Consider the following 25,886-nt stretch of genomic DNA (forward strand, 5'->3'; position numbering starts at 1 on the left):
ATGAGTAAGCAATCCTCATCATCCATTACAGGTCCGACAACTGTTAGTTTGGCTGACGAGGAGGCGGTGAAGCGCATCCTCGTTGAGACGATCTTCGGTCTATGGGCGGCGGTGAATAATCTAACCCGCCTGCGCCCTTCCAGGCGCGAGCACTATCGCGTCACGATTTTCGGCTCGGCGCGCACTCAACCTGGACACTGGGTATATAAAGAGGTTAAGCGCATGGCAGAAGCACTGGCGGTTATGGGCTGCGATATTGTGACAGGTGGGGGACCGGGCCTGATGCAGGCCGCCAACGAAGGTGCGGAAGCGGCCAAAGCGCCGGAGCGGGTGCACAACATCGGCATCCGTGTGAAGCTGCCGTTTGAACAAGAGGTTAATCCATTCGTTGAGGAAGCTTTCGAGCATCAGACATTCTTCACTCGTTTGCACCACTTCGTACTGCTGTCCGATGCTTTCATTGTGGCGCCGGGCGGCATCGGTACCGTGCTCGAATCCACGATGATTTGGCAGCTATTGCAGGTGAGGCATCTGCATGATACGCCGCTAATTTTTACTGGTCCGATGTGGCGAGGACTGGTCGACTGGGCGACGCAGATGATGTTACGTCCCGGATTCGAATTGGCAAACGCCGAAGATATGAAGATTCCATGCTGTGTGGATACCGCCGATGAAGCGATTGCCATTGTGCGGGAACACTATGCGCACTGGTTAGCCGAACATGCCGGAAGCAGGACTACCGAAATCAGACCCTGAAGTAGCCGAGTGGATGTATGTTTATTGAGAAGAATTTTGCTACAAAACGAGAATAACCGAAAACGAGTAAAGCACAGAATGACTTTGAGAGGAATCAACAATCATGGACAGCAAAGTACCCTTGAAACAAGCAAAAACTGCTGCACCAGTCACCACAAAAGGTCTTGCAGAGTTGGATGTCCGCACTGGTATGCAGGCCGCTGCACTCAAACAAGCCGTAACCGATCACCTGCGCTATTCCATCGGTCGCTTGCAGGTGGTTACGACACCGCATGATTATTACTATGCGCTCGCCCTGGCGGTGCGCGATCGCATGCAGCAGCGCTGGATCAATACCAGCCAGACCTATTTTGATCTCAACCGCAAGATCGTCTGCTATCTCTCGGCGGAATTCCTCATGGGGCCGCATCTTGGTAATAATCTGCTGAATCTCGGCATCGAACAAGAGGCCCGTACTGCGCTGGCTGAACTCGGGCAGGATCTCGATACCGTCCTGGAGTGTGAGGAGGAGCCAGGATTGGGTAATGGCGGCTTGGGAAGGCTCGCTGCCTGCTATCTCGATTCACTGGCAACGCTGCAACGCCCGGCCATTGGCTATGGTATCCGCTATGAATTCGGCATCTTTGACCAGGAGATTCATGATGGCTGGCAGACAGAAATAACAGACAAATGGTTGCGCTATGGCAATCCGTGGGAGATTGCAAAACCCGAAGTTGTTTACTATGTCAATTGGGGTGGCCACACTGAACATTACCGCGATGTAGCGGGTAACGATCGTATACGTTGGGTGCCGTATCGGGTGGTAAAGGGCACTGCCTATGACACGCCGATCCAGGGTTATGATGTTAACAACTGCAACACCTTGCGGCTGTGGAGTGCCGAAGCGGTTGAATCTTTCAACTTCCAGGCTTTCAACATCGGTGATTACTACCAGGCGGTGGATGACAAAGTAATTTCTGAAACAGTAACCAAGGTGCTTTATCCTAACGACGAGCCGCAGATCGGCAAACGTCTGCGCCTGGGCCAGCAATATTTCTTCGTTTCCTGTTCGCTGCAGGACATGCTTCACATCTTGGATCTTGTTGGCGTGCCGATAGAGAATTTTGCGCAACGTTATGCTGTGCAGCTCAACGATACGCATCCATCCATCGGGGTAGCCGAACTGATGCGCTTACTGGTGGATGAACGGCAACTGGACTGGGATAAGGCTTGGGCTATCACTGTTCAAACTTTCGGCTACACTAACCACACGCTGTTGCCCGAGGCCTTGGAGACTTGGCCATTGTCGATGTTCCAGGCGTTGCTGCCGCGACATCTGGAAATCATCTACGAAATTAACCGTTATTTCCTTGATGAGGTACGTGCACGTTTTCCAGGCGATGATGCGCGTGTGGCAAGGATGTCCTTGATCGGTGAAGAGGGTGAGAAGTGCGTGCGCATGGCGCATCTCGCCACCGTCGGCAGTCACGCTATTAACGGCGTCGCCGCATTGCACTCTGATTTGCTCAAGGCAAGTGTGCTAAAGGATTTCTACGAGATGTGGCCGGAGCGTTTCGGCAACAAGACCAACGGCGTCACGCCGCGCCGGTTCCTAGCACTCGCTAACCCAGGATTGCGCGCTTTGCTCAATGAGGCGCTTGGCGAGCAATGGCCGGTAGATCTGGAGCAGTTGCACCAACTCGAAGCTCAGGCCGATGATGTTGCATTCCGGCGTGAGTGGCGTGCGGTCAAAGAAGCCAATAAGAAGCGCTTGGCCGACTACATCCGCGCACATACCGGAATCGAGCTTGATCCAAGTTGGCTTTTCGATATCCAAGTTAAGCGTATTCACGAATACAAGCGCCAACATCTGAACGTGTTGCATATCGTTACGCTCTACCGTCGCCTGAAAGAGAATCCAGCGCTCAAGATTCCACCGCGCGCTTTTATTTTCGGTGGTAAAGCTGCACCCGGTTATTTCATGGCCAAGCGTATCATCAAGCTCATCAATGCCGTGGCCGAGACAATCAACACCGATCCAGATGTAAATATGTGCATGAAGGTGGCTTTTGTACCCAATTTTAATGTCCAGAATGCTCAGCTTATCTACCCGGCTGCCAATCTGTCGGAACAGATTTCCACTGCCGGCAAAGAGGCTTCCGGTACCGGCAACATGAAGTTTATGCTCAACGGTGCGCTCACCATTGGTACACTCGACGGTGCCAACGTGGAAATACGCGAGGAGGTCGGAGCGGAGAACTTTTTCCTGTTTGGCCTTACCGCCGAGGAGGTAGAGCGGATTAAGCGTGAAGGGCACCGCCCGGCTGACTATGTTGCCAGTAATCCTGAATTGCGCGCAGTACTGGAACTCATCAACAGCGGACACTTTTCCCGCGGGAATGCCGAAGTATTTCGCCCTGTTGTCGATAACCTGATCTATTCTGATCCGTTCCTGGTACTGGCTGATTACGCCACCTATGTCGCGTGCCAGGAGCGTGTAAGTGCTGCATGGCAGGATAAGGAAAATTGGACACGAATGTCCATTCTCAATACCGCACGCAGTGGCAAATTCTCCTCTGACCGCGCTATCCGCGAATATTGTGACGAAATCTGGAACGTACAAGCCGTGACGGTGAAATTATAGGGTAGGTTGCCATGCAGCCACAAAATAAAGGGAGCATACAAGCGGAGAGTAACGTAGACGAAACCAACCTGGCCTCGGCGACTTACCATAAGACTTCGCCGCCTTTTACGATTAGGCCTGGAAGCCGCTTTCCATCCGGTGTTACTGTCAGCGCAGAAGGTGTGAATTTCTGCATCTTTAGTCGACATGCAGACCGGGCAGAACTGCTGTTGTATGCTGCTGCAGACAGTCCAATGCCATTTCAGGTAATTCTCCTCGATCCCGAACATAACCATAATTTTTTTTTCTGGCATGTATTCGTCGAGGGGCTGCCAGTCGGGACGCATTACACTTGGCGCATGGATGGACCCAGCGATACTGCCGCGACTGGAAGGCGTTTCTACCCTGGCAAAGAATTAATCGATCCCTGGGCGCAGGCGGTGAGCGATACGCTGTGGGATCGCAAGCGTGCCTGCAGTGAGCAGGATAGCGACTCGAAAAGCTTACGTGCCATTGTTGCCGAACCGCTCCCTCGGATCTCAACCGATACAACGTTGCGCTGCAAGCAGACCGACCTGCAAGGGGCGGTGATCTACGAGCTGCACGTGGGTGGCTTTACCCGCCATCCCTCCTCCGGGGTGGCTTACCCAGGCACTTTTGCTGCGCTCAAGGAAAAGATTCCCTATCTGCAGGCGCTTGGCGTGACTCACGTCGAGCTCTTGCCGGTGATGGCCTTTGACACGCAGGATATTCAGCCTGGTGTTGCAGCTCGTGGGTTGCACAATTATTGGGGTTACAGCACGCATAGTTTCTGGGCGCCGCATCCTGGCTATTGCATCGATCCAGTGCGCGCCACTCGGGAGTTTCGCGACTTGGTCGATGCTTTGCATGCGGCTGATATCTGTGTACTGCTCGATGTGGTTTTCAACCACACGGCGGAGGGTGGAGAAACTGGACCAGTGATCCATTTTCGGGGCCTTGCCAATGACATTTTTTACCACCTTGATGCCATTGACCGACGCCGTTACCTTGACTTTACTGGCTGCGGCAATACCGTGAATTGCAATCATCCGATGGTGACTGCATTTATCGTGCATTGTCTGGAATACTGGGTGGAGGTACTGGGGGTGGACGGATTTCGCTTTGATCTTGCCAGTGTTTTTGTACGCGGAGACAATGGCTTGCCGCTGGCTAATCCACCCCTGCCCTGGGCTATTGAGTCCTCGCGCATACTCTCCCAGGTTCCGTTGATCGCTGAGGCCTGGGATGCAGCTGGCTTATATCACGTTGGCGCTTTTCCTGGCATGGCCTGGTCTGAATGGAATGGCCGTTACCGGGATGTGATGCGTCGCTTTGTGCGTGGTGATCCCGGGCTCATTGGTGAAATGGCGACACGCATTTCTGGTAGCGCCGATCTCTATGCCCACGACAAGCGTAAGCCGACCAACAGTATCAATTTCATCACCTGCCACGACGGATTTACCCTCTACGATCTGGTGAGCTACAACAGCAAGCATAACGAGGCCAACGGAGAGGACAATCGCGATGGCAGCAACGATAACTTTAGCTGGAACTGCGGTGTCGAGGGCGAGAGCGACGATCCAGCAGTATGCAAGCTGCGCTGGCAGCAGGCGAAAAATCTACTGGCCATTCTCATGCTATCGCGTGGTGTGCCTATGCTGCTAGCCGGCGACGAAGTGCTGCATACGCAACATGGTGACAACAACGCTTATTGTCAGGATAATGAGTTAAACTGGTTTGATTGGCGGCTTACCGAGCAGAACCGCGACATGCTGCGTTATACACGTGAATTAATTGCGCTGCGTCGGCGCCATCCTAGCCTTACCAGCAATCGCTTCTTTACTGGCGCACCGATGCCCGGCCGCGATTGCGCGGATATCACTTGGCACGGAGTAAGACTCAACGAACCACTCTGGTATGATCCACAGGCGCGTATACTTGCTTTTACTATTGACGGTCAGCGCAAGGACGAAGAGGACCTGCACGTAGTACTGAATATGTCGGACCAGTCCTTGGATGCGCCTTTACCGCCCTTGCGTGCCCGATGTTGGCATCTGGCAATCGACACTGCCCAATCTTCCCCTGCGGATATCCTTGTTCGCGAGAATCAGATGCCAATAACTGGAGAATCCTGCCCGGTGAGGCCACGCAGTGTGGTTGTGCTCGAGGCACGTACATGAACAGCAGTATTATTCTGGTTGTCAATGCGGGTTCATCCAGTCTGAAATTTTCAGTGTTTCGCGTGGATGATGCCGGAAACTTGCAACTGGTTGTGCGCGGACAGATGGATGGTATCGGTACTCGTCCATGTCTGAAAGCAAGAAATAGTACAGGTACTATGCTCGTTGAATCCGATTTTACCATTTCGGAAGTTGCCACAGTGGGGGACGCAATTTCGCTCGTCGGTACCTGGCTGCGTGAGCGCTTGCAACATGAGTCGCTGCTTGCCGTTGGGCATCGCGTGGTGCATGGTGGCACCCAATTTTCCAGTCCTGTGCTGATTAATACAGAGATTCATACAATGCTGGAGCAATTGATTCCGCTCGCCCCTCTGCATCAGCCACATAATCTGGCAGCGATACGTGCAATACGTGAAAAGCAGCCGCAGGTACCACAGGTTGCGTGTTTCGATACCGCGTTTCACCGCGCCCACCCGCAGATTGCTGATCTTTATGCATTACCCTGGGAATATTATGAGTCCGGGGTGAGGCGCTACGGTTTCCACGGTCTCTCCTACGAATACATTACAACGATGCTGCCGAAGATCGCGCCCAAGATTGCGGATGGGCGGGTGATCGTGGCCCATCTCGGCAATGGGGCGAGTCTGTGCGCACTGCAAGCAGGCAAGAGTGTAGATTCGACCATGGGTTTTTCGCCACTTGATGGGGTTCCGATGGGAACGCGACCAGGTGCCCTCGATCCAGGGGTGTTACTACATCTCACCAATCAGTGCGGCTTATCGAGTGCTGAACTGGAAAAGCTGTTATACCAGGAATCTGGCTTACTTGGATTGTCCGGCATCAGCAACGATATGCGTATCCTGCTGGAAAGCCACGAATCACGCGCGGAATTGGCGGTTGAGTATTTCGTGCATTATACCGTCAAACAGATCGGAGCCCTTGCAGCGGTGCTTGGCGGAGTGGATGGCATGGTTTTCACAGCCGGAATTGGCGAGCATTCACCGGTGATCCGTGAGCGTATCCTGCAAGCTTGTGCCTGGTTGGGTGTATCGATCGATGCCGCTGCCAATGTGCGTGGTGGTCCGTGTATCTCGTCAGCGGACAGCAGGGTCTCAGTCTGGGTTATACCCACCAACGAAGAATTGATGATCGCGCGCCATACGCTGGCGCTGATAAACCATGGAAAGGGCGGCGGACAAGTTGAGTGACTGGATACCTCTGCTGCGTGATTTGCGCCAGTACCGCAAAGAGTGGTTAACACGTGATGTGGTTGCTGGATTCTCGGTCACTGCGGTACAGGTGCCCACGGCGATCGCCTATGCTAACCTCGCGGGCTTCCCGCCTGAAGTCGGTCTCTATGCGAGTATCCTGCCATTACTGGTTTATGCCTTGCTTGGTTCATCGCGACAATTGGTGCTCGGGCCGGATGCAGCTACCTGTGCGATGATTGCTGCGCTGCTGCTGCCGATGGCAGGGGGCGATCTGGAACATTACCTGAAGCTCTCAGCTGCGCTGGCGATCATGGCGGGCCTGTTGATGGTTTTCGGTGGGATGGCGCGCATGGGTTTCATCGTGAATTTTTTCTCACGGCCAATTCTGATCGGCTATCTCAACGGTATTGCACTCAGCATCATCGCCGGACAACTGGGCAAGCTGTTTGGTGTCGCGGTGGTGAACCGGGATTTCGGACCATCACTGCTGGAGCTGGCTGGACGCCTTGGCGAGACGCATGGTTACAGCTTGGGCGTGGGACTCGCCACTCTGGCGCTGCTAATCCTGACACGACGCTACGTCCCACGGGCGCCAGCGGCACTGATCGTACTGCTGGTCGCGAGTCTGATAGTGTTCCTGATAGGACTGGATACTCGTTCGGTCAAATTGGTTGGTGAGGTACCGTCCGGACTGCCGTCATTTGTTCTGCCCGGTCTCGGCTATGAGGGTGTGCAGACTATTTTTATGAGCGCGATCGGTTTGGTCATCGTTTGCTTCACCAGCGGCATGCTCACAGCACGAAGCTTTGCTGCGCGCAATGGCTATGGCATCAATGCTGATCAGGAGATGCGTGCATTCGGCTTAGCCAATATAGCATCGGGCCTGTGCGGTGGATTCGCCATTACCGGCGCTGATTCGCGTACAGCAGTCAATGATGCGAGCGGTGGCAAGACCCAATTAGTATCCGTGGTTGCTGCACTGACCACTACTGGGGTTGTGTTGTTTTTGACGCAGCCGCTGGGGCACTTGCCAGTACCAGCATTGGCTGCGGTGTTAATTTTTTCTGCATGGGGCTTGCTGGATGTGGTGGGCATGAGGCGATTGCGTACGATTGATCATTTCGAGTTTGGCTTATCTTTATTGACAATGGTAGGAGTGCTGATTATTGGCGTTCTGCCGGGGGTAGTGATCGCGATTTTGCTGGCGCTGTTGCATGTGCTCATTAAGATTTATCGGCCTGCAGATACGCTGTTGGGTATTGTTCCAAGGATGGAAGGCTACAATGATCTCAGTTTGTCAGAGGATGCACGACCGGTCCCGGGTATGATCATCTACCGCTTTGATGCTCCACTGCTGTTTTTTAATGCCGATTACTTCAAGGCACGAATATTGTCTCTGGTAGATGACGCTGAATCCAAACCACGCTGGTTTGTGCTCAATACTGAATCCATCAGCCAGATGGACATTACCGGCACACAGGCTATCGATGATCTGATCACCGAGCTGCAGAGCCGCGGCGTACGTCTAGTAGTTGCCCGACCGAAACTGTATATGCGTAAGTACAGTCAACCAATGGGGCTGGGTAAGAAGATTGGTGCAGAGAATATTTTCTTTTCCGTCCATTCTGCAGTCGAGACTATCCTGGAGCGGGAGGCACACGGCGGAGTTCCGGATGATGGCAATTGATGACTATTAATGAAAGGAGTGATGATCATGAAAAAGGCGCGTACCCATGAATCTCCAGAGAAGAATGCGAATACGCGCGATGAGGATAGATCCAAACTCAAGCGTAAGAATTACGAGAAGTTGTTGCGCGATCTGCAGGCAGAATTGTGCGTCGTGCAGAATTGGGTAATCGCTACTGGACAGCGCATTATCCTCGTGTTTGAGGGGCGCGACGCAGCTGGTAAAGGGGGCACTATCAAGGCGATCACTGAACGTGTGAGTCCACGCGTGTTCAGAGTTGTTGCCTTGCCAGCTCCTTCCGATCGTGAGAAAACGCAGATGTATATGCAGCGTTATATGGCGCATTTTCCTGCAGCAGGCGAGATCATCATTTTTGACCGCAGTTGGTACAACCGCGCTGGTGTCGAACATGTGATGGGTTTTTGTACCGAAGCTCAGCATCGCCGTTTTCTGGAACTGTGTCCGTTTATCGAGAAGCAAATCGTGGATAATGGCATCTATCTCATCAAGTACTGGCTGGAGGTCAGTGATGAAGAACAGGAGCGTCGTTTCCACGCGCGTATCGATGATCCCGTGCGTCAGTGGAAGCTGTCATCGATGGATTTGCCCTCTCGTGAGCGCTGGTACGATTATTCGCGTGCGCGTGATGAAATGCTGGCAGCGACTGACACGGATTTTGCGCCCTGGCACATCGTGCACTCCGACGACAAGAAGCGTGCGCGCCTGAATTTAATTGCACATTTTCTGAAACAGATCCCCTACGAGCCTATACCACACAAGAAAGTCAAGCTACCCAAGCGTATCACGAAGAACGCTTATGACGATCTGGCGACCATGGTCGACCGGCGCTGGATTCCGGAGGTTTATTGAATATTACGTGCTCACACGTATTTTTTTAATTAGCGCATTTACATAATCTATTTATGCATTAGCATTTAATGAAGGAGGTATTTTTTCCATTCACTATTTTGAGTGCCCCCGCGCCACATGGCGACTTCAAGGAGCTTATAGGAGTTTATCTATGTACATACAAGTTCTCACTGTTACCCTTGTCTTCGCTACTATCTCCATTCTAACTGGTTGCTCCAGGGAAACGTCTGCCCCACAGCAGCGTCCGGCGCCCGAAGTAACTGTAATGACCGTCACTCCTCGGAATATTCCCTACACGCCTAATTTCGTTGCCCAGACTGAAAGCTCGCGCCAAGTTGATATCGTCGCCCGCGTTTCAGGTTTTCTCGACCGCATTGCTTACCAGGAAGGTGAGCTGGTGAAAGAAGGGCAACTGCTGTTTCAGCTCGATCAAAAACCATTCAAGGCTGAGTTAGAAGCTGCTCGCGGTGTATTGCAAGCTCAGCAGGCGAGGTTTAGAACAGCGGATGCCAATCTCAAGCGTGTGAAACCGCTCACTGAACAGAACGCGCTTTCACAGGCTGATCTGGATCGAGCACAGGGAGAGTTCGACGCAGCGAGAGCGGCAGTGTTCGCAGCAAATGCGAAAGTGAAGGAAGCTGAACTGAATCTCGGCTATACAATTATACGCTCCCCCGTGACGGGTCTTGCAAGCCGCTCACTCCAGCGTGAGGGTACGTTTGTGAATGCGATGGCAGAAACCGCTAACCTCACCTATGTCGCTGCGATTGACCCAATCTGGGTCACGTTCAGCGTTTCACAGAACCAGATGGCACGTATACGCGAGGAAAGCGAAAAAGGATTGATTATTCGGCCCAAGAGTCAGGATTACGAGGTAGAGCTTGTTCTTCCTGATGGAAAACCGTTTGCGGAAAGAGGGAGGATTAACTTTGCCGATCCATCGTTCAGTCAGGACACCGGCTCATTCATGGTGCGTGCGGTGCTGCCAAACCCCGATAGAGAGCTCCGTCCTGGCATGTTCGTGACAGCATACGTGAAGGGCGGGCTGCGGCCGAACGCAGTTGTGGTCCCGCAGCTTTCGGTGCAGCAGGGTTCGAACGGTCATATCATGTACGTGATTAAGCCGGACGGTACAGCAGAGGTGCGACCGGTAGTGGTGGGTGACTACGTGGGTGAAAAAGACATTGTGATCCTGACCGGACTGCAAGCCGGCGATCGGATAGTGGTGGAAGGCATGCTCAAGGTGGTGCCCGGTCAGCCAGTCAAAATCATGGGGTCAGCAGCGGATAATGATAAAGCAGCAGCTAAACCAGCCACGGCTGTGCAGAAATAGGCGGGTGATCTTATGTTTACCCATTTTTTTATCGATCGACCGATTCTCTCGGCAGTTATCTCGATTCTGATTGTACTCGCGGGTGCGGTATCGATGTCTGTCTCACCGATCGAGCAGTATCCTGACATGGCGCCTCCGCAGGTCACGATCGACGCACGCTACCCCGGCGCTACTGCCGAGGTGATCGCAAACAATGTGGCAGCGCCTATCGAGGCACAGTTGAATGGGCTGGACAATCTGCTCTATTTCTATTCAACCAGTTCCTCGAGCGGTAACGTCCAGATCGTCGTCGTGTTTAATCAGGGCAGCGATCCTGATATCAATCAGGTCAACGTGCAGAACCGTCTGAGCCAGGCGATGCCCCAGCTGCCGCAGGTGGTGGTCGAGCAGGGAATCACGGTAGACAAGAAATCGCCTAGTATCATGATGGTGGTATCGGTTTATTCACCGGATGAGCGCTACGATGCCGCCTACATTGCCAATTACACCAACCTTTATGTACTCGATGAATTGAAACGCGTGCCCGGGGCGAACCGCGCGAAGACATTCGGTCTGCCTGACATTGCAATGCGCGTGTGGTTGCGTCCTGACCGCATGGCTCAGCTCGGCATCACGGTGAAGGAGGTAAGTAACGCGATCCAGAGCCAGAACCAGACCTTTGGCATTGGACAGCTCGGCGCCCCACCGGTGCCACCTGCTGTGGAGCAGCAGTATGTCGTGACAGCGCAGGGATTACTCACCAAGCCTGAAGAATTTGAGAACATCATCGTGCGTACCGCGAAAGAGGGCGCAGCTATCGTCCGCATCAAGGATATTGGGCGAGTTGAACTCTCCCAACGGGATTATTCTATGCCGAGCCGTATGAACGGCAAGACTGCGACAACTATCGGCGTCTATCAGCAGCCGGGTGCCAACGCAGTAGAAACTGCGAAGGGCGTGCGCAAGAAGATGGAGGAACTGAAAGCGAAATTCCCCACCGGTCTGGATTACAAGATCGTGCTTGATACCAGTCAATTCACCCTTTACTCAATCGATAAGGTCGTGCATACCTTCTTCGAAGCGGTGGTGCTGGTGGTGCTGGTGGTGTTTGTCTTCCTGCAATCGCTGCGGGCGACTGTGATTCCAATCCTGGCAGTACCCGTGTCCATCGTGGGTACCTTTGTCGGCATGTACCTGTTCGGATTTTCGGTCAACATGCTCACCATGTTCGGTATGATCCTGGCAATCGGTCTGGTGGTGGATGATGCTATCGTGGTGGTCGAGAACGTTGAGGTAAACATCACCAAGAAAGGGCTCGCGCCATCGGCTGCCGCAAAGGAGGCAATGACGGAAATTGCGGGGGCGCTGATCTCGATTGTGCTGGTGCTGCTTGCAGTTTTTCTGCCAGTTGCATTTCTCGGTGGGATGACCGGGTTGCTGTACAAGCAATTCGCGATCACCATTGCCATCTCGATGGTGATCTCAGGCATCATGGCGCTGACCTTGTCACCAGCGTTGGCTGCAATCATTATCAAGGCGCATCATGGCAAGAAGAACCGTTTCTTTCAGGTATTTGAAAATGCATTTGAGTCTCTCCAGCGTGGGTTTCTGGGCAGGGTTGCCCGCGTCATACAACTATGGCCGGTTTCACTTATCATGTTCGGTGCTGTGGTGATCGGTATTCTGGTGATGTTTCGTATCCTGCCGGCCAGCTTTGTGCCGGATGAGGACCAGGGTTATTTCTTTGTGCTTGCCCAGGTTTCCGATACGGCGAGTCTGAATGTCACAAGCCGCTTCAGCCAGGAATTGGAGCAAATTATGCTCAAGGATCCCGCAGTGCAGGATGTCGGCACGATAAACGGCTTCAGCTTCGTTGACAGTCAGCAGAACAACAGCGCTGTGCTCATGTTTGGTCTGTTGAAACCTTTTGAGGAACGCAAGGATGCAAGTCTGCTGTCATTCGATACATTGAAGCGGCTCAATGCTCAATTCGCCACACTCAAGGATGGTAAGGCCTTCGCTGTTAATCCACCTTCTATCCCAGGTTTGGGGACAACTGGAGGCTTCGAGTTCTACATTCAGAATCGCGGATCAGGTGATCCGCGCGCGACGGACGCTGCCCTCAAGGTGTTTCTTGCAAAAGCGCGTGAACGCAAAGAATTGCAGGCAGTGAACACCACGTTCAGCGCCAACAGCCAGCAGCTCTTCGTCGATCTCGACCGTAACAAGGCCGAAGTGCTGGGCGTACACGTGGCAGATGTCTTCAGCACGATGCAGGCCTACTTCGGCTCCCAGGTGGCAGGTCAATTCTCGTTGTTCAGCCGTGTGTGGTTTGTCATTATCCAGGCGGATGCGGATTACCGTGTGAAACCGGAGGATTTCAGCAAAGTCTATGTTCGTTCCTCAAGTGGCGCTAATGTGCCGCTATCGGCGTTAATCACTATCCGTTATGTCGTCTCGCCGAAGCTGATGACGCGCTTTAATGCTTTCCCCGCAGTGAAGATTACTGGCAGTCAGGCTCCAGGCTACAGCTCGGGTGACGCGATCCGGGTGATGGAGGAGGTGGCGCACGAAACGCTGCCCGGTGACTTTGCTTATTCCTGGGCAGGGCAAGCACTGGAGGAGAAAGGTGCAGGCGGAACTTCCTCATCGGCTTTCATCTTTGGCTTGATTGTGGTGTTTTTGCTTCTCGCCGCACAGTTTGAGAAGTGGACGCTTCCCATCGCCGTGGTACTTACCGTTCCCTTCGCGGTGCTGGGTGCGTTGCTGCTGACCTGGGTTCTCGGGCTGGAAAATGACGTTTATTTCCAGGTTGGCCTGGTGACGCTAGTCGGCTTGTCTGCAAAAAATGCAATTCTGATCTGCGAGTTTGCCATCGAGCGTGTCCGTCATGGTATGCCACCACGAGAGGCCGCTATTGAAGCGGCCGGGCTTAGGTTGCGTGCGATTGTAATGACATCATTTGCATTTATTCTCGGCTGTGTGCCGCTCGCAATTGCGACCGGACCCGGCGCAAACAGCCTGCGCGCGATCGGTACCGGTGTGATCGGCGGAATGCTCGCTTCTACCCTAATTGCAATTTTCTTTGTGCCGCTGTTCTTCTGGTTGCTGGAATCCCTCAGCGCAAAGTTTGCCAGCAAGAAAGCGGCAAGCGGTGGGCATGATGACGAGAGTGAGAGTACACCTGAGACTGTGTCTGCTCCGGTTCGTGCTCCTGTTTCCGAAGAGGGATTGCTAGCAAAACGGGAGGATAAGTAATATGCGCAACGTCATTCTTCCCTTGTTCATAGTTACCTTACTGAGTGCATGCGCGGTGGGCCCTGACTATCGACGCCCGGCAATTGAGACGCCAGAGAAATGGCGGGTTGACTATCCGAAAGCAGCGGAAGTTACAAATTTCGGATGGTGGACCCAGTTTGGCGATCCCGCACTTAACGCGCTTATCGAAACGGCGTTGAGTGAAAACCGCGATATCCAGGCTGCAGCTGCTCGGGTAGATCAGTTCATCGGTGCGTTGAATACTACCCGTGCACAATTCTTTCCACAGACCGGCTATAACGCGAGCATTAGCCAAAACCGCGCTACGGAAAAGTTAGCCGTCCTTCCGCCAGGTCGCGACCCTTTCTTTTCGCTTTATCGGGCGGCTCTTAATGCGTCATGGCAGATCGATCTGTTCGGACGCATTCGACGCCAGAGTGAGGCAGCCCGGGGGCAGGTACTAGCGAGCGAGCAAGGCCGCAGGGGTGTTATCCTTTCAGTCGTGACAAGTGTTGCGGCAAGTTACATCGGCTTGCGCGCGCTTGATCGCCAGCTTGAGATAGCGCGCGCCAGTGCAGCGAACTACGCAGAGACAATGAGAATTTTTGAACTCCGCTACCAATGGGGTGTTGTGTCACAGGTGGAGTTCTCCCAAATACAATCGCAATACCAGCTCGCACTTGCCACAATTCCGGGTATCGAGCAGCAGATCGTTGCACAGGAAAATCTTATCTCGATCCTACTCGGCCGTAACCCCGACTCTATCCCGCGTGGCAACACCATCGATGAACTCATTGCTCCGGTAGTTCCTCCAGATCTGCCTTCAACGCTGCTTGAGCGTCGACCCGATATTCAGGAGGCGGAACAGAATCTCGTGGCTACCAACGCAAATATTGGAGTGGCAAGGTCGTTATACTTCCCTACCATCACGCTCACGGGTCTTCTTGGCTCGGCAAGTACCGCATTCGGCAACTTCCTCACAGGACCAGCCAGTACCTGGTCAGTCGCTGCCGGGCTGGCAGGACCGATCTTTACTTTTGGTGCCATCACGGGGCAGGTGAGAACCGCCGAAGCAGTCCAGCGCGAAGCGATTGCTTTTTATCAGGCGACAATTCTAAATGCTTTTCGCGAGGTGAATGACGCACTCATTGGAGCAGTGAAGAAACGTGAGGAAGCCGAAGCTCAGGCGAAACGCGTCATGGCGCTTAAGGAATATGCTCGCCTCTCTCGGGCCAAATTTGACAATGGTTACGCGAGTTATCTCGAGGTACTCTTCGCAGAGAACCTGCTCTTCGATGTAGAGCTTGCCGCAGTACGCTCGAAGGCTGATCGTTACACTGAGCTCGTAAACGTTTACAAGGCGACAGGCGGTGGCTGGGTCGATGAGGCTGAGCAGCTCGCTCCGGAACCCCAGCTAAAGGGAGAGCAATCGGTGAAAGAAGGAAATTTACTAGCCCCATAGGTGATGGTTTTAATAACATTACGTTATAGAAATTTTAAAAATGGGAGGATATTCAATAATCTTATGCCAAATAAATCATGGAATTTGGATTTATTAACATATATGACAATTAATTTTAATACTATGCGATTAAATTTCTGATGGAAAAGGGCGTTTACTTTTCTTTATACATTGTAAATTTTCCAGTTACCTTACGATTGCAAAATATGTTATAGGCATATAAAAGATAATTTGTGCACAGTTTTTTAGACGGAATATCATTAAAGGAGACGAGTCATGGCGATTTCCCCCGATGCAGGCAAGCAGGCCTCAAAAGAGATACTCGTCGATGTGACGAGACTTGAAAGGGAGTATTACGAGCGCCGACCTGACCTGACAGACATTACCCAGTTAGTCAGTTTCGGTACTAGTGGGCATCGAGGTTCACCACTGCACGGATCATTCACTGAAGCACACATTCTGGCGATTACCCAGGCTATTTGTGACTATCGGCAAGGTCAGGGTATCAACGGCCCGCTCTACATGGGCAAAGATACGCACGCCTTGTCAGGACCAGCTCAACGTACCGCGCTGGAGGTACTGGCAGCCAACGGCATAACAACGATCATCCAGAAAGACGACGGTGTTACGCCCACCCCAGTTATCTCGCGGGCGATCCTCGTTTATAACCGGGAGCGTAAGGAGCAACTCGCTGACGGTATTGTCATCACGCCTTCGCATAATCCACCTGAGGATGGCGGTTTCAAGTACAACCCACCTCATGGTGGCCCTGCTGACGTCGATGTAACAAAATGGGTCGAGCAGAGAGCCAACGAGCTATTGCGCCAAGGGAATATCGGTGTCAAGCGGTTACCCTTTGCCTCTGCTATCAAAGCAACTACGACGCATCAGGATGACTTCGTGATGCCTTATGTCGAAGATCTGCGCAATGTTGTCGATATGGACGCTATCCGTGCGGCTGGCTTAAAGTTGGCCGTCGATCCGCTCGGCGGCGCTGCTGAACCCTATTGGGAGCCCATTAACGCTGTCTATCAGCTGGACATTACCGTTGTTAACCCGACGATTGATCCAGCATTCTCATTCATGACAGTCGATCATGACGGTAAGATCCGGATGGATCCTTCCAGTCCGTATGCCATGGCCCGACTTCTGGACCTGAAAGATCAGTATCGCATCGCCTTTGCCAACGACCCTGACGCCGATCGACATGGTGTGGTCGTTCCGTCTACAGGATTGATGAATCCCAACCACTACCTGGCGGTAGCGATTCGCTACTTGCTGACTCATAGAAAATGGTCTGACAAGGTGGTTGTTGGCAAAACTCTGGTCAGTAGCAGCATGATTGATCGAGTGGTCAATAAGCTGGGTTACCAGCTGTGCGAGACGCCGGTAGGCTTCAAGTGGTTTGTTCCCGGCTTGCTCAATGGATCGCTCTGTTTCGCTGGCGAAGAAAGTGCCGGAGCCAGCTTTCTGCGGAAGGACGGAACGGTGTGGACTACGGACAAGGATGGTCTGATCATGGATTTGCTTGCAGCTGAGATCACTGCCCGCACGAGCAAGGACCCGGGCGAGCATTACCAGGAGCTGCAGTCTGAATTTGGCACACTGCATTACACGCGGATCGACGCGCCTGCGACACCCGAGCAGAAGGTGAAGCTTGCAAAACTATCACCAGAAGCGGTTACAGCCCCAGAACTTGCGGGCGATCTCATCCGGATGAAGTTGACCAGGGCGCCTGGTAATAACGCTTCCATCGGTGGTCTCAAGGTTGTGACCGACAATGGTTGGTTCGCAGCTCGTCCTTCCGGCACTGAGAACATTTACAAAATCTACGCAGAGAGCTTTAAGAGTGAAGATCATCTCAACGCAATTGTGAACGAGGCTCAGCAGATCGTGAGCGATGCAGTCAGTACCGCATTGTAATTCTTTGATGCAGAGCATTCAGGCTGAACATCCTGCAAAGTCTACCAAAGAACGGATGAGCAAAACTGCGTAATGGCACGAGTGTTTCTACCGCTTGTCCACCCCGTGAATTTGATGCTTGAACTACCAAACTCTTGGAAGAAGGAACAAAAGGAGTCCGTCGTATCCTGGATGAGCGAATAGACGCGATCATTTTGATTTGCGTCGTTATACAGAAAGTAAATTAGAGGAGATTCTCATTATGACAAATATGACAGGAAATATTCCACCCCTCCCCGAACGTAATGCATGGAAAGCTCTAACAGCTCATTATGAACAAGTTCGCCACCTCCATTTACGAACGCTCTTTGCAGATGATCCCCAGCGTGGCGAGCACATGACGGCTGAGGCGGTGGGTCTTTTCCTTGATTACTCGAAGAATCTCGTCACTGACGAAACACTCAAGTTACTCATGCAGCTGGCCGAAGAAAGTGGACTTCGTCCCCGTATCGACGCCATGTTCAGCGGTGAAAAGATCAACATCACTGAGAGCCGCGCTGTATTGCACGTCGCCCTGCGCGCTCTGAAGGAGGCTTCCATCGTGGTGGACGGTGAGAACGTGGTTCCCCAAGTGCATGCCGTACTCGACAAGATGGCTGATTTTTCCGATCGCGTGCGGAGCGGTGTTTGGAAGGGACACACTGGCAAACGTATTCGTAACGTCGTCAACATTGGTATCGGCGGCTCAGACCTGGGACCGGTAATGGCCTATGAGGCATTGAAGTATTACAGCGAGCGGGCTATGACATTCCGTTTCGTATCGAATATCGACGGCACTGATTTTGTGGAAGCAGTCCACGATCTCGATCCAGCGGAAACGCTTTTCATTGTTTCTTCCAAGACTTTTACGACGCTTGAGACGATGACGAACGCACATACGGCTCGAGAGTGGCTGCTCGCCGCTTTCGGTGGGGACACCAAGTCGATCGCCAAACATTTTGTCGCCGTCTCGACGAACACTGCGGAAGTGGCCAAATTCGGCATCGATACTGCGCAGATGTTCGGGTTTTGGGACTGGGTTGGTGGACGTTACTCCATGACCTCAGCAATCGGTCTTTCCACCATGCTGGCCATCGGACCGGCTAGCTTCCGGGCCATGCTGAATGGTTTTCATCAGATGGACGAGCATTTTCGAACGGCTCCGTTTGAAAATAACCTGCCAGTACTGCTGGGCTTGCTCACATTGTGGTACACCGATTTCTTCGGTTCCCAGGCTGTTGCCGTGTTGCCCTATGAGCAGTACTTGAAGCGGTTTCCTGCCTATCTGCAGCAATTGGTGATGGAAAGCAACGGCAAGCAGATTACGCTCAATGGATCCCGGGTCACCTATAACACGAGCCCAATCTATTGGGGCGAACCGGGAACCAACGGTCAACATTCGTTTTACCAATTGCTTCATCAAGGAACCAGCCTTATTCCTTGTGATTTCATCGCCTTCATTGAAACACTTAACCCGCTTGGACGGCATCACGATATGCTGCTGTCGAACGTCTTTGCCCAATCAGAAGCCTTGGCTTTCGGCAAGACCATTGAACAAGTGCAGGCCGAAGGCACACCCGATTGGCTTGTGCCACACCGGATCTTTGAGGGCAATCGTCCGTCCAATACCATTCTTGCCCAGCGACTCACACCGGAGGCGCTTGGCAAGCTTGTCGCTCTCTACGAACACTCAGTTTTTACCCAGGGCGCGATTTGGGGAATCAATCCATTCGACCAGTGGGGAGTGGAACTGGGCAAAGTACTGGCTCAGCGCATCATCCCGGAGCTTGAAAGTAAGGTAGAACCTGCACTCGGGCATGACAGCTCAACCAATCAACTGATTCGTCGCTATCGACACTTCAAAGAGATCTCCTCATGAGCTCAATCGCAAAAGCTAGAATATTTGATCCAGGCCGCGCTAGATAACATGAATATATTTACAAATCGAATAACGTATTTCACCCAGCGAAGAAACATTTTTATTCTTACGTGTTAGCACGTATTTTTTTAGCTTACATATTCTAATAATCTATTTGAATAGCAGGACTTATTAAAAATGGGCGTTTAATCTTCCTATAAACAGCAACAATTTTATAATCAGGCGACGTATGTTGCGTTTTCTGAGTTCGCTTTTCACAGGTACATCCGAGCAGAAGAAAGGTTTGCCTGAAGATTTGATCGAGAAAGCCATCGAGCGCACAGTAGATGGGACGGATCGACGTATCCGTGCCATCGGGCAATATCGGAAACGGCTTCATCAACCCGTTGAACTAACCATCGATCATGTAATTTCTACTGTTGATGCCTTGCCTGCGCCGATAGAAATCAGTCCGCGAGCATTTGGCCAGGATTCGTGTTTACGCGCGTTCTTCGTTTCGACCGACCACCTGCGCGAAGTTTTCGGCAACTTCAAGACTGTACGCGATTATCTGACGGATTTGAACGGACCTCTTCCCGAGCAGATTTTCGGTCTGCTGAGTATGGTGATGGAGGAGCGTAAAGTATTCGGGGTAGAACTTGTTGGTGAAACCCTGCGCCGGGAGGTGATGCAAGTCACCGTTAATTTTTCCAATCATCGTTACCTTGGACCCACTAGCACTGAGCTGGATACCCGCCGAGAACTTAAGAAACGCGCCTTCGATTTCCTGATCGAAAAGGCTCTGGAGCGTATCGCGGGCGAACGGAGCAAACGGAGGGAGTTAGATCGTCAATGGTATCTCCTGCAACAAAAGCTCAATACCATGAAGGCAGGAAATTGGGGACTCGATCCGATGCTGACAGATCATGAGCAGCAGCATCCTGACTTGGCTGCCTTGGAAGCGGAGATTGAGGTAATCGAGAGGGAACTTGGACAGTTTCATACCGATAATCTTGGTCTGGAAGAGAGTCTTGCAAGCGTGATCGATACTTTGAGTCATCCTGCAACCTGGCTTGCATCTCGTGAGATCCGGCTGCGCCTTGATTCCATGGGAATCAAGATTGAAGATTCATCAACGGTACCGTCAAAGGAAATTGTTTTAACTGAGATTTTTTCAGGAACGGGGGAACGGAGGATCGTACTGTTGGGACATATTGCACGAACGGATATACCCGAACCAGCGAGTGTCTGGCGAGAAGCGCAGCGCTACCTGTAAGCATGGCGCTGCGTGCTATGACAGTTGATCATAAGGGTGTGCATTGCCACTGTAAAAAATGGAAGAGGTGTGTTGTACCTCTCGTTTGAGGGTACTGGCTGGGACAAAGCCTCATATGATTCAGGCACAACGGTTATTCCAGCTAGGACTACCAGAGTGATCTTTTTAAATCCATTATTAGGAGGAGAACATGACCGATAATGAGAAAGACCTTGGCGTCGCGATGGCACTTTTAGAGAGATTCACGAAAATGACGCTTCCAAGAGCCCTTGAAATCAAGGAAAGAGTTGACCGCGGAGCGCTATTATCACAGAGGGATATCGATTTTCTGCAACAATTGGCTGAGCGAGCTGAAGAGATTAGACCTCTCGTGGAACGGCATCTGGAATACCAGCACGTGTATGCACAGGGAGTGCATCTCTATAAAGTGATTACTGAGCGGGCGCTTCTCAACGAGGAAGGATCAACACCCTCCACCTAGATTTAATTGGTTTAGGGAAACCTGAATAAGTGTCTGCGAGTTGAAGTCGGTGTAAGGCAGCGGAGCGAAGTATTGAATCATTCATCAGGAATCTTTGTTGTATAAACCAGGGGGTTAAATCAATGAAGACAACTATACGGTGGCCATCTCTATTTGTATTTATGATTCTTGTGCTTCTGGGAAATTTCGTTCAATCCTCGGAGAATCACTCGCCCATTCCTTTGGCGGAGGAAGATCGTCTTGCGATTGAGAAGTATCTGGGAAAGGGGGTTGTCGGACAAGCTATTCCTGTACCGGCGCTTGCTGATACCAGCCGGTATCTGAATATGAGCACTGGTGCTCGAAACTATCGCCTCGTGAGCGGGCCGGATACAGGTAAAATCGAGCACCATCAACCTACCTTGCTGAAACAGGGCGCTAACGAGACTGCCTGGCGATATGACACGGGAGCCAGATTCATTTTTTCTATCGTTGCGAAGGCTGATGGGGATTACGTTGTGACTGGTGTTACAGATAACGAGGAAGGTGTCATTACGAAGTATTCGCCTGCCGAACCTTTAATGCTGCAAGGGCTGGCCCCAGGTGAGGAGCGCAACATAAAGGTCGGAATGAAGGTTTTCGAATTGAGCAATCCAGACAAACAAACTTATACGGGTACGCTGAACATCGGTTATCGCTACGTCGGTGCCTATAAAGTCACGGTACCGGCAGGCAACTTCGATGCCGTTCTAGTTAAGTGGACTTTCAAAGGAAAAATAGGCCCTGCCTCACTTAATGATACCCAGTACAGATTTTTTGTAGCAGATGTCGGCGTGGTTGCAGCCGTTGAGCAAATGGATGTTTCAGCCATGCTCATCTATAACAAACAGAGGAAAATTGCCAGAGTGCTAGTTGACAAACCGAAATCCTGACAAGGTCATCTTGCATACCTTGAGGACAAGCGGCAATTGAAAGCAGATCGTTACTGCATTTTTCCACTTTGTTCCCTGTCGTATGGCTCGCGATGGGGTGCAACGGTATGTTAGGCCAACGGTTTTATCTTTTACGACCATAACGGGTAAACCACGGAACCTTGCTGTTGTTACAACGGCTGGATGATATCGTGCAAAGTTTTTTTTCTAATAGAGAGTAGGAATTGGAAATTAAATTACGTAGGGTAAATTAGAGATGAATTTCGTTCACTTTGCTACTGATATTGCCCATGTTTCTGGTTTTTCTGCACTAGGGTTATTCATCGGTCTGCTGCTTGCCTTTGGGGTTGGTCGGTATATAGGTGTTCGGTGGTTGCCGGAGTCGGAAAGTGAACGCACTTCCTCAGGGCTGCTCGACAGTGCCATCTTTGGATTGTTAGGACTGCTCATTGCTTTCACCTTCTCCGGGGCCACTTCACGATTTGACTACCGCAAAGAGATGGTGATCACTGAAGCAAATACCATCGGGACAGCTTATTTCCGCTTGGATTTATTGTCAGTCGAGACGCAGCCGTCACTGCGCGCTTTATTCCGGCAATACCTGGATGCCCGTCTGGAAATTTATCAGAAATTACCTGATCTGAAGGCTTCGGAAGTAGCCTGGGTACGTGCGAATGCGCTGCAAGGCGAAATTTGGTCTGCAGCTGTAAAAGCTTGTGAAATAACAGACTCGGTGCCAACTACCAATCTGTTGTTAACGGCGTTGAATGAAATGTTCGACATCGCTATGCAACGCACTGTTGTTGCGTTAGAGATGCACCCACCGACAATCATTTACGTGATGCTATTTAGCCTGGCTTTGATCAGCGCGGGATTGGCCGGCTATTCGACAGCAGGCACCGCGAGGCATAGTTTGACTCATATGGTGGTATTCGCCGCCATCATCGCGAGCACTATCTATGTGATCCTCGATATCGAATATCCCCGTTTAGGTCTGATTCGGGTCGATTCCGTGGATCGGGCACTGGTAGGGCTAAGAAAAAGTATGGAAAAAATTTGAAAATCAAAAAGTGCCAGATAAATTGAAGGATGCTGCTACAGGTTACAGATGGCGTTATCGTTATTTATTACTAGAAAATAAAGGTCAATTAAATCAATAGATAATCTGTGTGGGCAGCAGCTGACTTTGCAGATTCCCCTCTTTCTAAAAACACGTAGTTGCAAGCTAAATGCATTCTATGGCTGAAGGCAGAAATGCAACCAATCTCTAAAAAATATTACATGGATAGCTTGAATCCAAAAAAATTCCTACGTGTCTATACGTATTCTTTTAATTATTGTATTTCGGTAGTCTGTTGAAATATCAATGCATAATAAAAAGTGCTTTTGTTTTTTTCTATATATCAGGATCTTTTGCAGATCGAGTTAGGAATACTGACTAATCAGTCAGTAACGATGGCGCTTAGTGCATGGATTTGGCACGTTTGCTTCATGTTCCTCATCTTAGACATTGGAGGATAAAAACATGGCTAAAAAGACATGTACACCTGTTAACCACCAAAGCGAATACGACATTACCTCGCGAGATAATTTCAGCCTTGAGTCTTGTGAAGCGATGATTCGCAATACTGCATTTTACTTCGAAGCAAAGCGTGCCTGCACTCTTGGATTTGATCTTGATTGCAAGCTTGTGGCTGCAGTTGAACTTAAGCGCAGCATGCGTAAATCATAGGAGTCAGTATGAAAACCAAATCAAAACCGATAGGAGAATCACTATGAGAACCAAATTAACGATTTGCTTAATTTTGATCACAGTTTCAGCATCGATGCTAATCGGTTGTGAATCTCCTGGCAGCAAGCAAGTTAATCCAGCGGCTGCGGCTGAAATCGATCGTGAAGTCGATATTGCTTTGGCGCAGCTTTTTCAAACGACGCCTGAGGCTAGAGATTTAGCGGCACGTGCGAAAGGTATTCTGGTGTTTCCAAACATTCTCAAGGCAGGATTTATCGCAGGGGGTCAGTATGGGAAAGGCGCTATGCGTAAAGGAAGCAGGACAGCTGGTTACTATAACATTGTTGCTGCCTCGTACGGTTTGCAAGCAGGAATACAGTCGTTTAGTTATGCAATGTTTTTCATGAACGATGAGGCGCTTAATTATCTCGAAAACAGTGCTGGATTTGAAGTCGGCTTAGGCCCGAGTGTCGTCGTTGTGGATGCTGGGGTGGCCAGAACATTAACGACTACGACGCTCAAGGATGATGTCTATGCATTTATATATGGACAGCAGGGTTTAATGGCTGGCTTGGGTTTGCAGGGATCAAAGATTACCAGGATTACTCCATAACCGGATTACAGCCTATAGCTAAAGGAGATGGCCTATGAAGACCGATAGACAAATGAAAATAGGGATAGCATTGTATTTGATGATCTTGATCCTGATTCTGATCCTGATTGCGCCATTGGCTTGGGCACAGAAGGAATCGCCGGGGGAGTCAGAGCCTTCGAAGATTTCATCAACAAATTTGCCATTAACCGAGGAGCAAGCAGCAGCCAAGGATATACTTAAGCGCATGGCCGAATTTTTGGCAAAGGCACAGAAGTACAGTGTTAACGTCAAAGCGAGTTATGAAGTGTTACAAGAATCCGGTCAGAAGATTGAATTTGGCGAGAACCGAAAAGTTATCGTAAATCGCCCTAATGGATTGCGCGTAGAAGCGGAGCATAGTGATGGTGAGAAACATTTTGTCCTGTATGACGGCAAGGAAATCACAGTGTTCACTCCGGCAGAGGATGTTTATGCCCAGATAACCAAAATCGGCGGAATTGATGAAGCGGTTATGTACTTCCTCAGAGATCTCGGCATGAGATTGCCACTTGCCATGCTCTTAACAAGCCGATTACCAGAAGAACTCGATCGCCGCACTCAAACACTCGATTATGTGGAAGATACAGTTGTTGATGGGAAGCCCGTTCATCATTTGGCAGGGCGCACTGAAACGGTCGATTATCAAGTGTGGATTACCAAAGGGGCCAAACCACTGCCACTTCAGATAGTGTTGACTTACAAGAGTGTAGAAGGTCAACCGGATTACCGGGCAAACTTTTCCAATTGGGATCTGAACCCTAAGATCAAAAATACCCTCTTTGCATTTACTCCACCTAAGGGGGTGCGGAAGATTGCCTTTGCCGCACAATTGCCCAAAATTGCACATGAAGGACCAGCTAGCGAAGCACAAACAGGAGAACAGAAATGAGAACCAAACCTTACTTAATCATTCCAGTTATCACGGCTGCATTCATTTTTCTTATCGGCACCGTGCATGAGGCTGCCGCCCGTATAGGCGGTGGCGGAGGTGGAAGAGCATCTGCTGGTGGTGCAAGGGCGGGCGGTGGTGGAGCTAGGGCGGCCGGTGCTGGTTTTTCCCGCAGTGGGGCCGCAGCAAGCGGCAGTTTCTCATACGGCTCATCCAGAGCAGCAACAGGAAGAGCCGGAGCTCAAGCCGCTTCTGCATCAAGAACAGCTAGTCGATCGCAGGCTGCGCAGACAAGGGCCACGAGCAGGGCAGAGACCCGAGAAGGACGCCAGGGAGGTTATACAGAACGTACCGATATTCGCCAGCAGGAACGAACCGCGCGGGCGGGTGAGCGGACTGAACGAGCGGGGGAACGTACGGAACGCGTTCAAGCTAGAGCGGATACCAGGGAGAGCTATGCGGGGCGCTATTATGATGATCATGGGCACTACCATGATGATGACGACTGGGATGACGGCGAAGTCGCAGCTTTAGCGATTGGTGCTGCAGCGCTGGGTGCGATGGGCGGGTATGTAGCAGGTCAATCAACAGCGACGCCATCCTCAACCGTTGTTTACAGTGCACCTCCATCGTCGGGTTATGCTAGTCTACCTTGCGCTCCCTACACGACTGTGGTTCAGGGAGTGACCTACTATCAATGTGGTTCTAACTGGTACACTCAGGCCTATGGGGGCAGTGGCGTTACATATATGCCTGTACCAGCACCTTATTAAGCAATCGATGGAGGGAGCTGGCTACTTTCGAT

Annotated in this window: 19 protein-coding genes; all 19 read left to right on the forward strand. The window is 51.3% G+C overall.

Translation table 11 applies throughout. The features are described 5' to 3' along the window. The 19 genes from R2Q26_RS04895 to R2Q26_RS04985 all read left to right on the forward strand — a co-directional run bounded on the left by R2Q26_RS04895 (nt 1) and on the right by R2Q26_RS04985 (nt 25,854). Entirely contained in the window at nt 1-756 is a 756-nt protein-coding gene (locus R2Q26_RS04895; RefSeq protein WP_317535242.1) for an LOG family protein, read from the forward strand. Nucleotides 757-859: 103 nt separating this feature from the next. Next, nucleotides 860-3,379, forward strand: coding sequence for a glycogen/starch/alpha-glucan phosphorylase (locus tag R2Q26_RS04900; RefSeq protein ID WP_317535243.1), 2,520 nt, complete (start codon nt 860-862; stop codon nt 3,377-3,379). Nucleotides 3,380-3,390: 11 nt separating this feature from the next. Beyond that, nucleotides 3,391-5,559 carry a glycogen debranching protein GlgX gene (gene glgX / locus R2Q26_RS04905; RefSeq protein ID WP_317535244.1) on the forward strand — a complete coding sequence of 723 codons (2,169 nt, stop codon included), beginning with the start codon at nt 3,391-3,393 and terminating at the stop codon, nt 5,557-5,559. Beyond that, nucleotides 5,556-6,767, forward strand: a complete 1,212-nt coding sequence (locus R2Q26_RS04910; protein ID WP_317535245.1) for an acetate/propionate family kinase — start codon at nt 5,556-5,558, stop codon at nt 6,765-6,767. Before glgX ends, R2Q26_RS04910 begins: the two co-directional genes overlap by 4 nt. After that, nucleotides 6,739-8,457: a SulP family inorganic anion transporter gene (locus R2Q26_RS04915; protein WP_317535246.1), complete on the forward strand. Its 1,719-nt coding sequence runs from the start codon at nt 6,739-6,741 to the stop codon at nt 8,455-8,457. The genes R2Q26_RS04910 and R2Q26_RS04915 overlap by 29 nt, the downstream gene beginning before the upstream one ends. Nucleotides 8,458-8,484: 27 nt before the next feature. After that, nucleotides 8,485-9,327 (forward strand): polyphosphate kinase 2, encoded by an 843-nt coding sequence (ppk2, locus tag R2Q26_RS04920; RefSeq protein WP_317535247.1) that lies wholly within the window; start codon nt 8,485-8,487, stop codon nt 9,325-9,327. A gap of 151 nt (nt 9,328-9,478) precedes the next feature. Continuing rightward, nucleotides 9,479-10,660 (forward strand): efflux RND transporter periplasmic adaptor subunit, encoded by a 1,182-nt coding sequence (locus R2Q26_RS04925; protein ID WP_317535248.1) that lies wholly within the window; start codon nt 9,479-9,481, stop codon nt 10,658-10,660. A gap of 12 nt (nt 10,661-10,672) precedes the next feature. Further along, complete coding sequence (locus R2Q26_RS04930) at nt 10,673-13,897, forward strand: multidrug efflux RND transporter permease subunit (protein ID WP_317535249.1); 3,225 nt, start codon at nt 10,673-10,675, stop codon at nt 13,895-13,897. A 1-nt stretch (nt 13,898) separates the two neighbouring features. After that, a complete protein-coding gene (locus R2Q26_RS04935; protein ID WP_317535250.1) occupies nt 13,899-15,359 on the forward strand; it encodes an efflux transporter outer membrane subunit in 1,461 nt (486 codons plus the stop codon). 276 nt (nt 15,360-15,635) lie between these two features. Continuing rightward, nucleotides 15,636-17,282 (forward strand): phosphoglucomutase (alpha-D-glucose-1,6-bisphosphate-dependent), encoded by a 1,647-nt coding sequence (gene pgm, locus R2Q26_RS04940; protein ID WP_317535251.1) that lies wholly within the window; start codon nt 15,636-15,638, stop codon nt 17,280-17,282. Between the two features lie 241 nt (nt 17,283-17,523). Beyond that, nucleotides 17,524-19,179, forward strand: coding sequence for a glucose-6-phosphate isomerase (pgi, locus tag R2Q26_RS04945; RefSeq protein ID WP_317535252.1), 1,656 nt, complete (start codon nt 17,524-17,526; stop codon nt 19,177-19,179). A 229-nt stretch (nt 19,180-19,408) separates the two neighbouring features. Continuing rightward, entirely contained in the window at nt 19,409-20,434 is a 1,026-nt protein-coding gene (locus R2Q26_RS04950; protein WP_317535253.1) for a hypothetical protein, read from the forward strand. A 250-nt stretch (nt 20,435-20,684) separates the two neighbouring features. Then, the gene (locus tag R2Q26_RS04955) at nt 20,685-20,915 is read left to right on the forward strand and encodes a hypothetical protein (protein WP_317535254.1); all 231 of its coding nucleotides are present in this window, start codon (nt 20,685-20,687) and stop codon (nt 20,913-20,915) included. Nucleotides 20,916-21,037: 122 nt separating this feature from the next. Next, entirely contained in the window at nt 21,038-21,826 is a 789-nt protein-coding gene (locus tag R2Q26_RS04960) for a hypothetical protein (protein ID WP_317535255.1), read from the forward strand. Between the two features lie 256 nt (nt 21,827-22,082). Next, a complete protein-coding gene (locus tag R2Q26_RS04965; protein WP_317535256.1) occupies nt 22,083-22,886 on the forward strand; it encodes a hypothetical protein in 804 nt (267 codons plus the stop codon). Nucleotides 22,887-23,351: 465 nt separating this feature from the next. Beyond that, the gene (locus R2Q26_RS04970; RefSeq protein WP_317535257.1) at nt 23,352-23,558 is read left to right on the forward strand and encodes a hypothetical protein; all 207 of its coding nucleotides are present in this window, start codon (nt 23,352-23,354) and stop codon (nt 23,556-23,558) included. 43 nt (nt 23,559-23,601) lie between these two features. Then, nucleotides 23,602-24,171, forward strand: a complete 570-nt coding sequence (locus R2Q26_RS04975) for a YSC84-related protein (protein ID WP_317535258.1) — start codon at nt 23,602-23,604, stop codon at nt 24,169-24,171. A gap of 34 nt (nt 24,172-24,205) precedes the next feature. Then, nucleotides 24,206-25,081, forward strand: coding sequence for a DUF2092 domain-containing protein (locus R2Q26_RS04980; RefSeq protein WP_317535259.1), 876 nt, complete (start codon nt 24,206-24,208; stop codon nt 25,079-25,081). Then, nucleotides 25,078-25,854 carry a hypothetical protein gene (locus R2Q26_RS04985; protein ID WP_317535260.1) on the forward strand — a complete coding sequence of 259 codons (777 nt, stop codon included), beginning with the start codon at nt 25,078-25,080 and terminating at the stop codon, nt 25,852-25,854. Before R2Q26_RS04980 ends, R2Q26_RS04985 begins: the two co-directional genes overlap by 4 nt. The last annotated feature ends 32 nt before the right edge of the window (nt 25,855-25,886 follow it).

Source organism: Nitrosomonas sp. Is37, assembly GCF_033063275.1.
Lineage (GTDB): Bacteria > Pseudomonadota > Gammaproteobacteria > Burkholderiales > Nitrosomonadaceae > Nitrosomonas.

Bases quoted from the DNA above. Each gene is read 5' to 3' on its own strand.
- R2Q26_RS04975 (WP_317535258.1), top strand. From the start codon at position 23,602: ATGAGAACCAAATTAACGATTTGCTTAATTTTGATCACAGTTTCAGCA.
- R2Q26_RS04915 (WP_317535246.1), top strand. From the start codon at position 6,739: ATGGAAAGGGCGGCGGACAAGTTGAGTGACTGGATACCTCTGCTGCGT.
- R2Q26_RS04925 (WP_317535248.1), top strand. From the start codon at position 9,479: ATGTACATACAAGTTCTCACTGTTACCCTTGTCTTCGCTACTATCTCC.
- R2Q26_RS04930 (WP_317535249.1), top strand. From the start codon at position 10,673: ATGTTTACCCATTTTTTTATCGATCGACCGATTCTCTCGGCAGTTATC.
- R2Q26_RS04980 (WP_317535259.1), top strand. From the start codon at position 24,206: ATGAAGACCGATAGACAAATGAAAATAGGGATAGCATTGTATTTGATG.
- R2Q26_RS04970 (WP_317535257.1), top strand. From the start codon at position 23,352: ATGGCTAAAAAGACATGTACACCTGTTAACCACCAAAGCGAATACGAC.
- ppk2 (WP_317535247.1), top strand. From the start codon at position 8,485: ATGAAAAAGGCGCGTACCCATGAATCTCCAGAGAAGAATGCGAATACG.
- pgm (WP_317535251.1), top strand. From the start codon at position 15,636: ATGGCGATTTCCCCCGATGCAGGCAAGCAGGCCTCAAAAGAGATACTC.
- R2Q26_RS04985 (WP_317535260.1), top strand. From the start codon at position 25,078: ATGAGAACCAAACCTTACTTAATCATTCCAGTTATCACGGCTGCATTC.
- R2Q26_RS04895 (WP_317535242.1), top strand. From the start codon at position 1: ATGAGTAAGCAATCCTCATCATCCATTACAGGTCCGACAACTGTTAGT.
- R2Q26_RS04950 (WP_317535253.1), top strand. From the start codon at position 19,409: ATGTTGCGTTTTCTGAGTTCGCTTTTCACAGGTACATCCGAGCAGAAG.
- R2Q26_RS04900 (WP_317535243.1), top strand. From the start codon at position 860: ATGGACAGCAAAGTACCCTTGAAACAAGCAAAAACTGCTGCACCAGTC.
- R2Q26_RS04965 (WP_317535256.1), top strand. From the start codon at position 22,083: ATGAATTTCGTTCACTTTGCTACTGATATTGCCCATGTTTCTGGTTTT.
- glgX (WP_317535244.1), top strand. From the start codon at position 3,391: ATGCAGCCACAAAATAAAGGGAGCATACAAGCGGAGAGTAACGTAGAC.
- R2Q26_RS04910 (WP_317535245.1), top strand. From the start codon at position 5,556: ATGAACAGCAGTATTATTCTGGTTGTCAATGCGGGTTCATCCAGTCTG.
- R2Q26_RS04955 (WP_317535254.1), top strand. From the start codon at position 20,685: ATGACGCTTCCAAGAGCCCTTGAAATCAAGGAAAGAGTTGACCGCGGA.
- R2Q26_RS04960 (WP_317535255.1), top strand. From the start codon at position 21,038: ATGAAGACAACTATACGGTGGCCATCTCTATTTGTATTTATGATTCTT.
- pgi (WP_317535252.1), top strand. From the start codon at position 17,524: ATGACAAATATGACAGGAAATATTCCACCCCTCCCCGAACGTAATGCA.
- R2Q26_RS04935 (WP_317535250.1), top strand. From the start codon at position 13,899: ATGCGCAACGTCATTCTTCCCTTGTTCATAGTTACCTTACTGAGTGCA.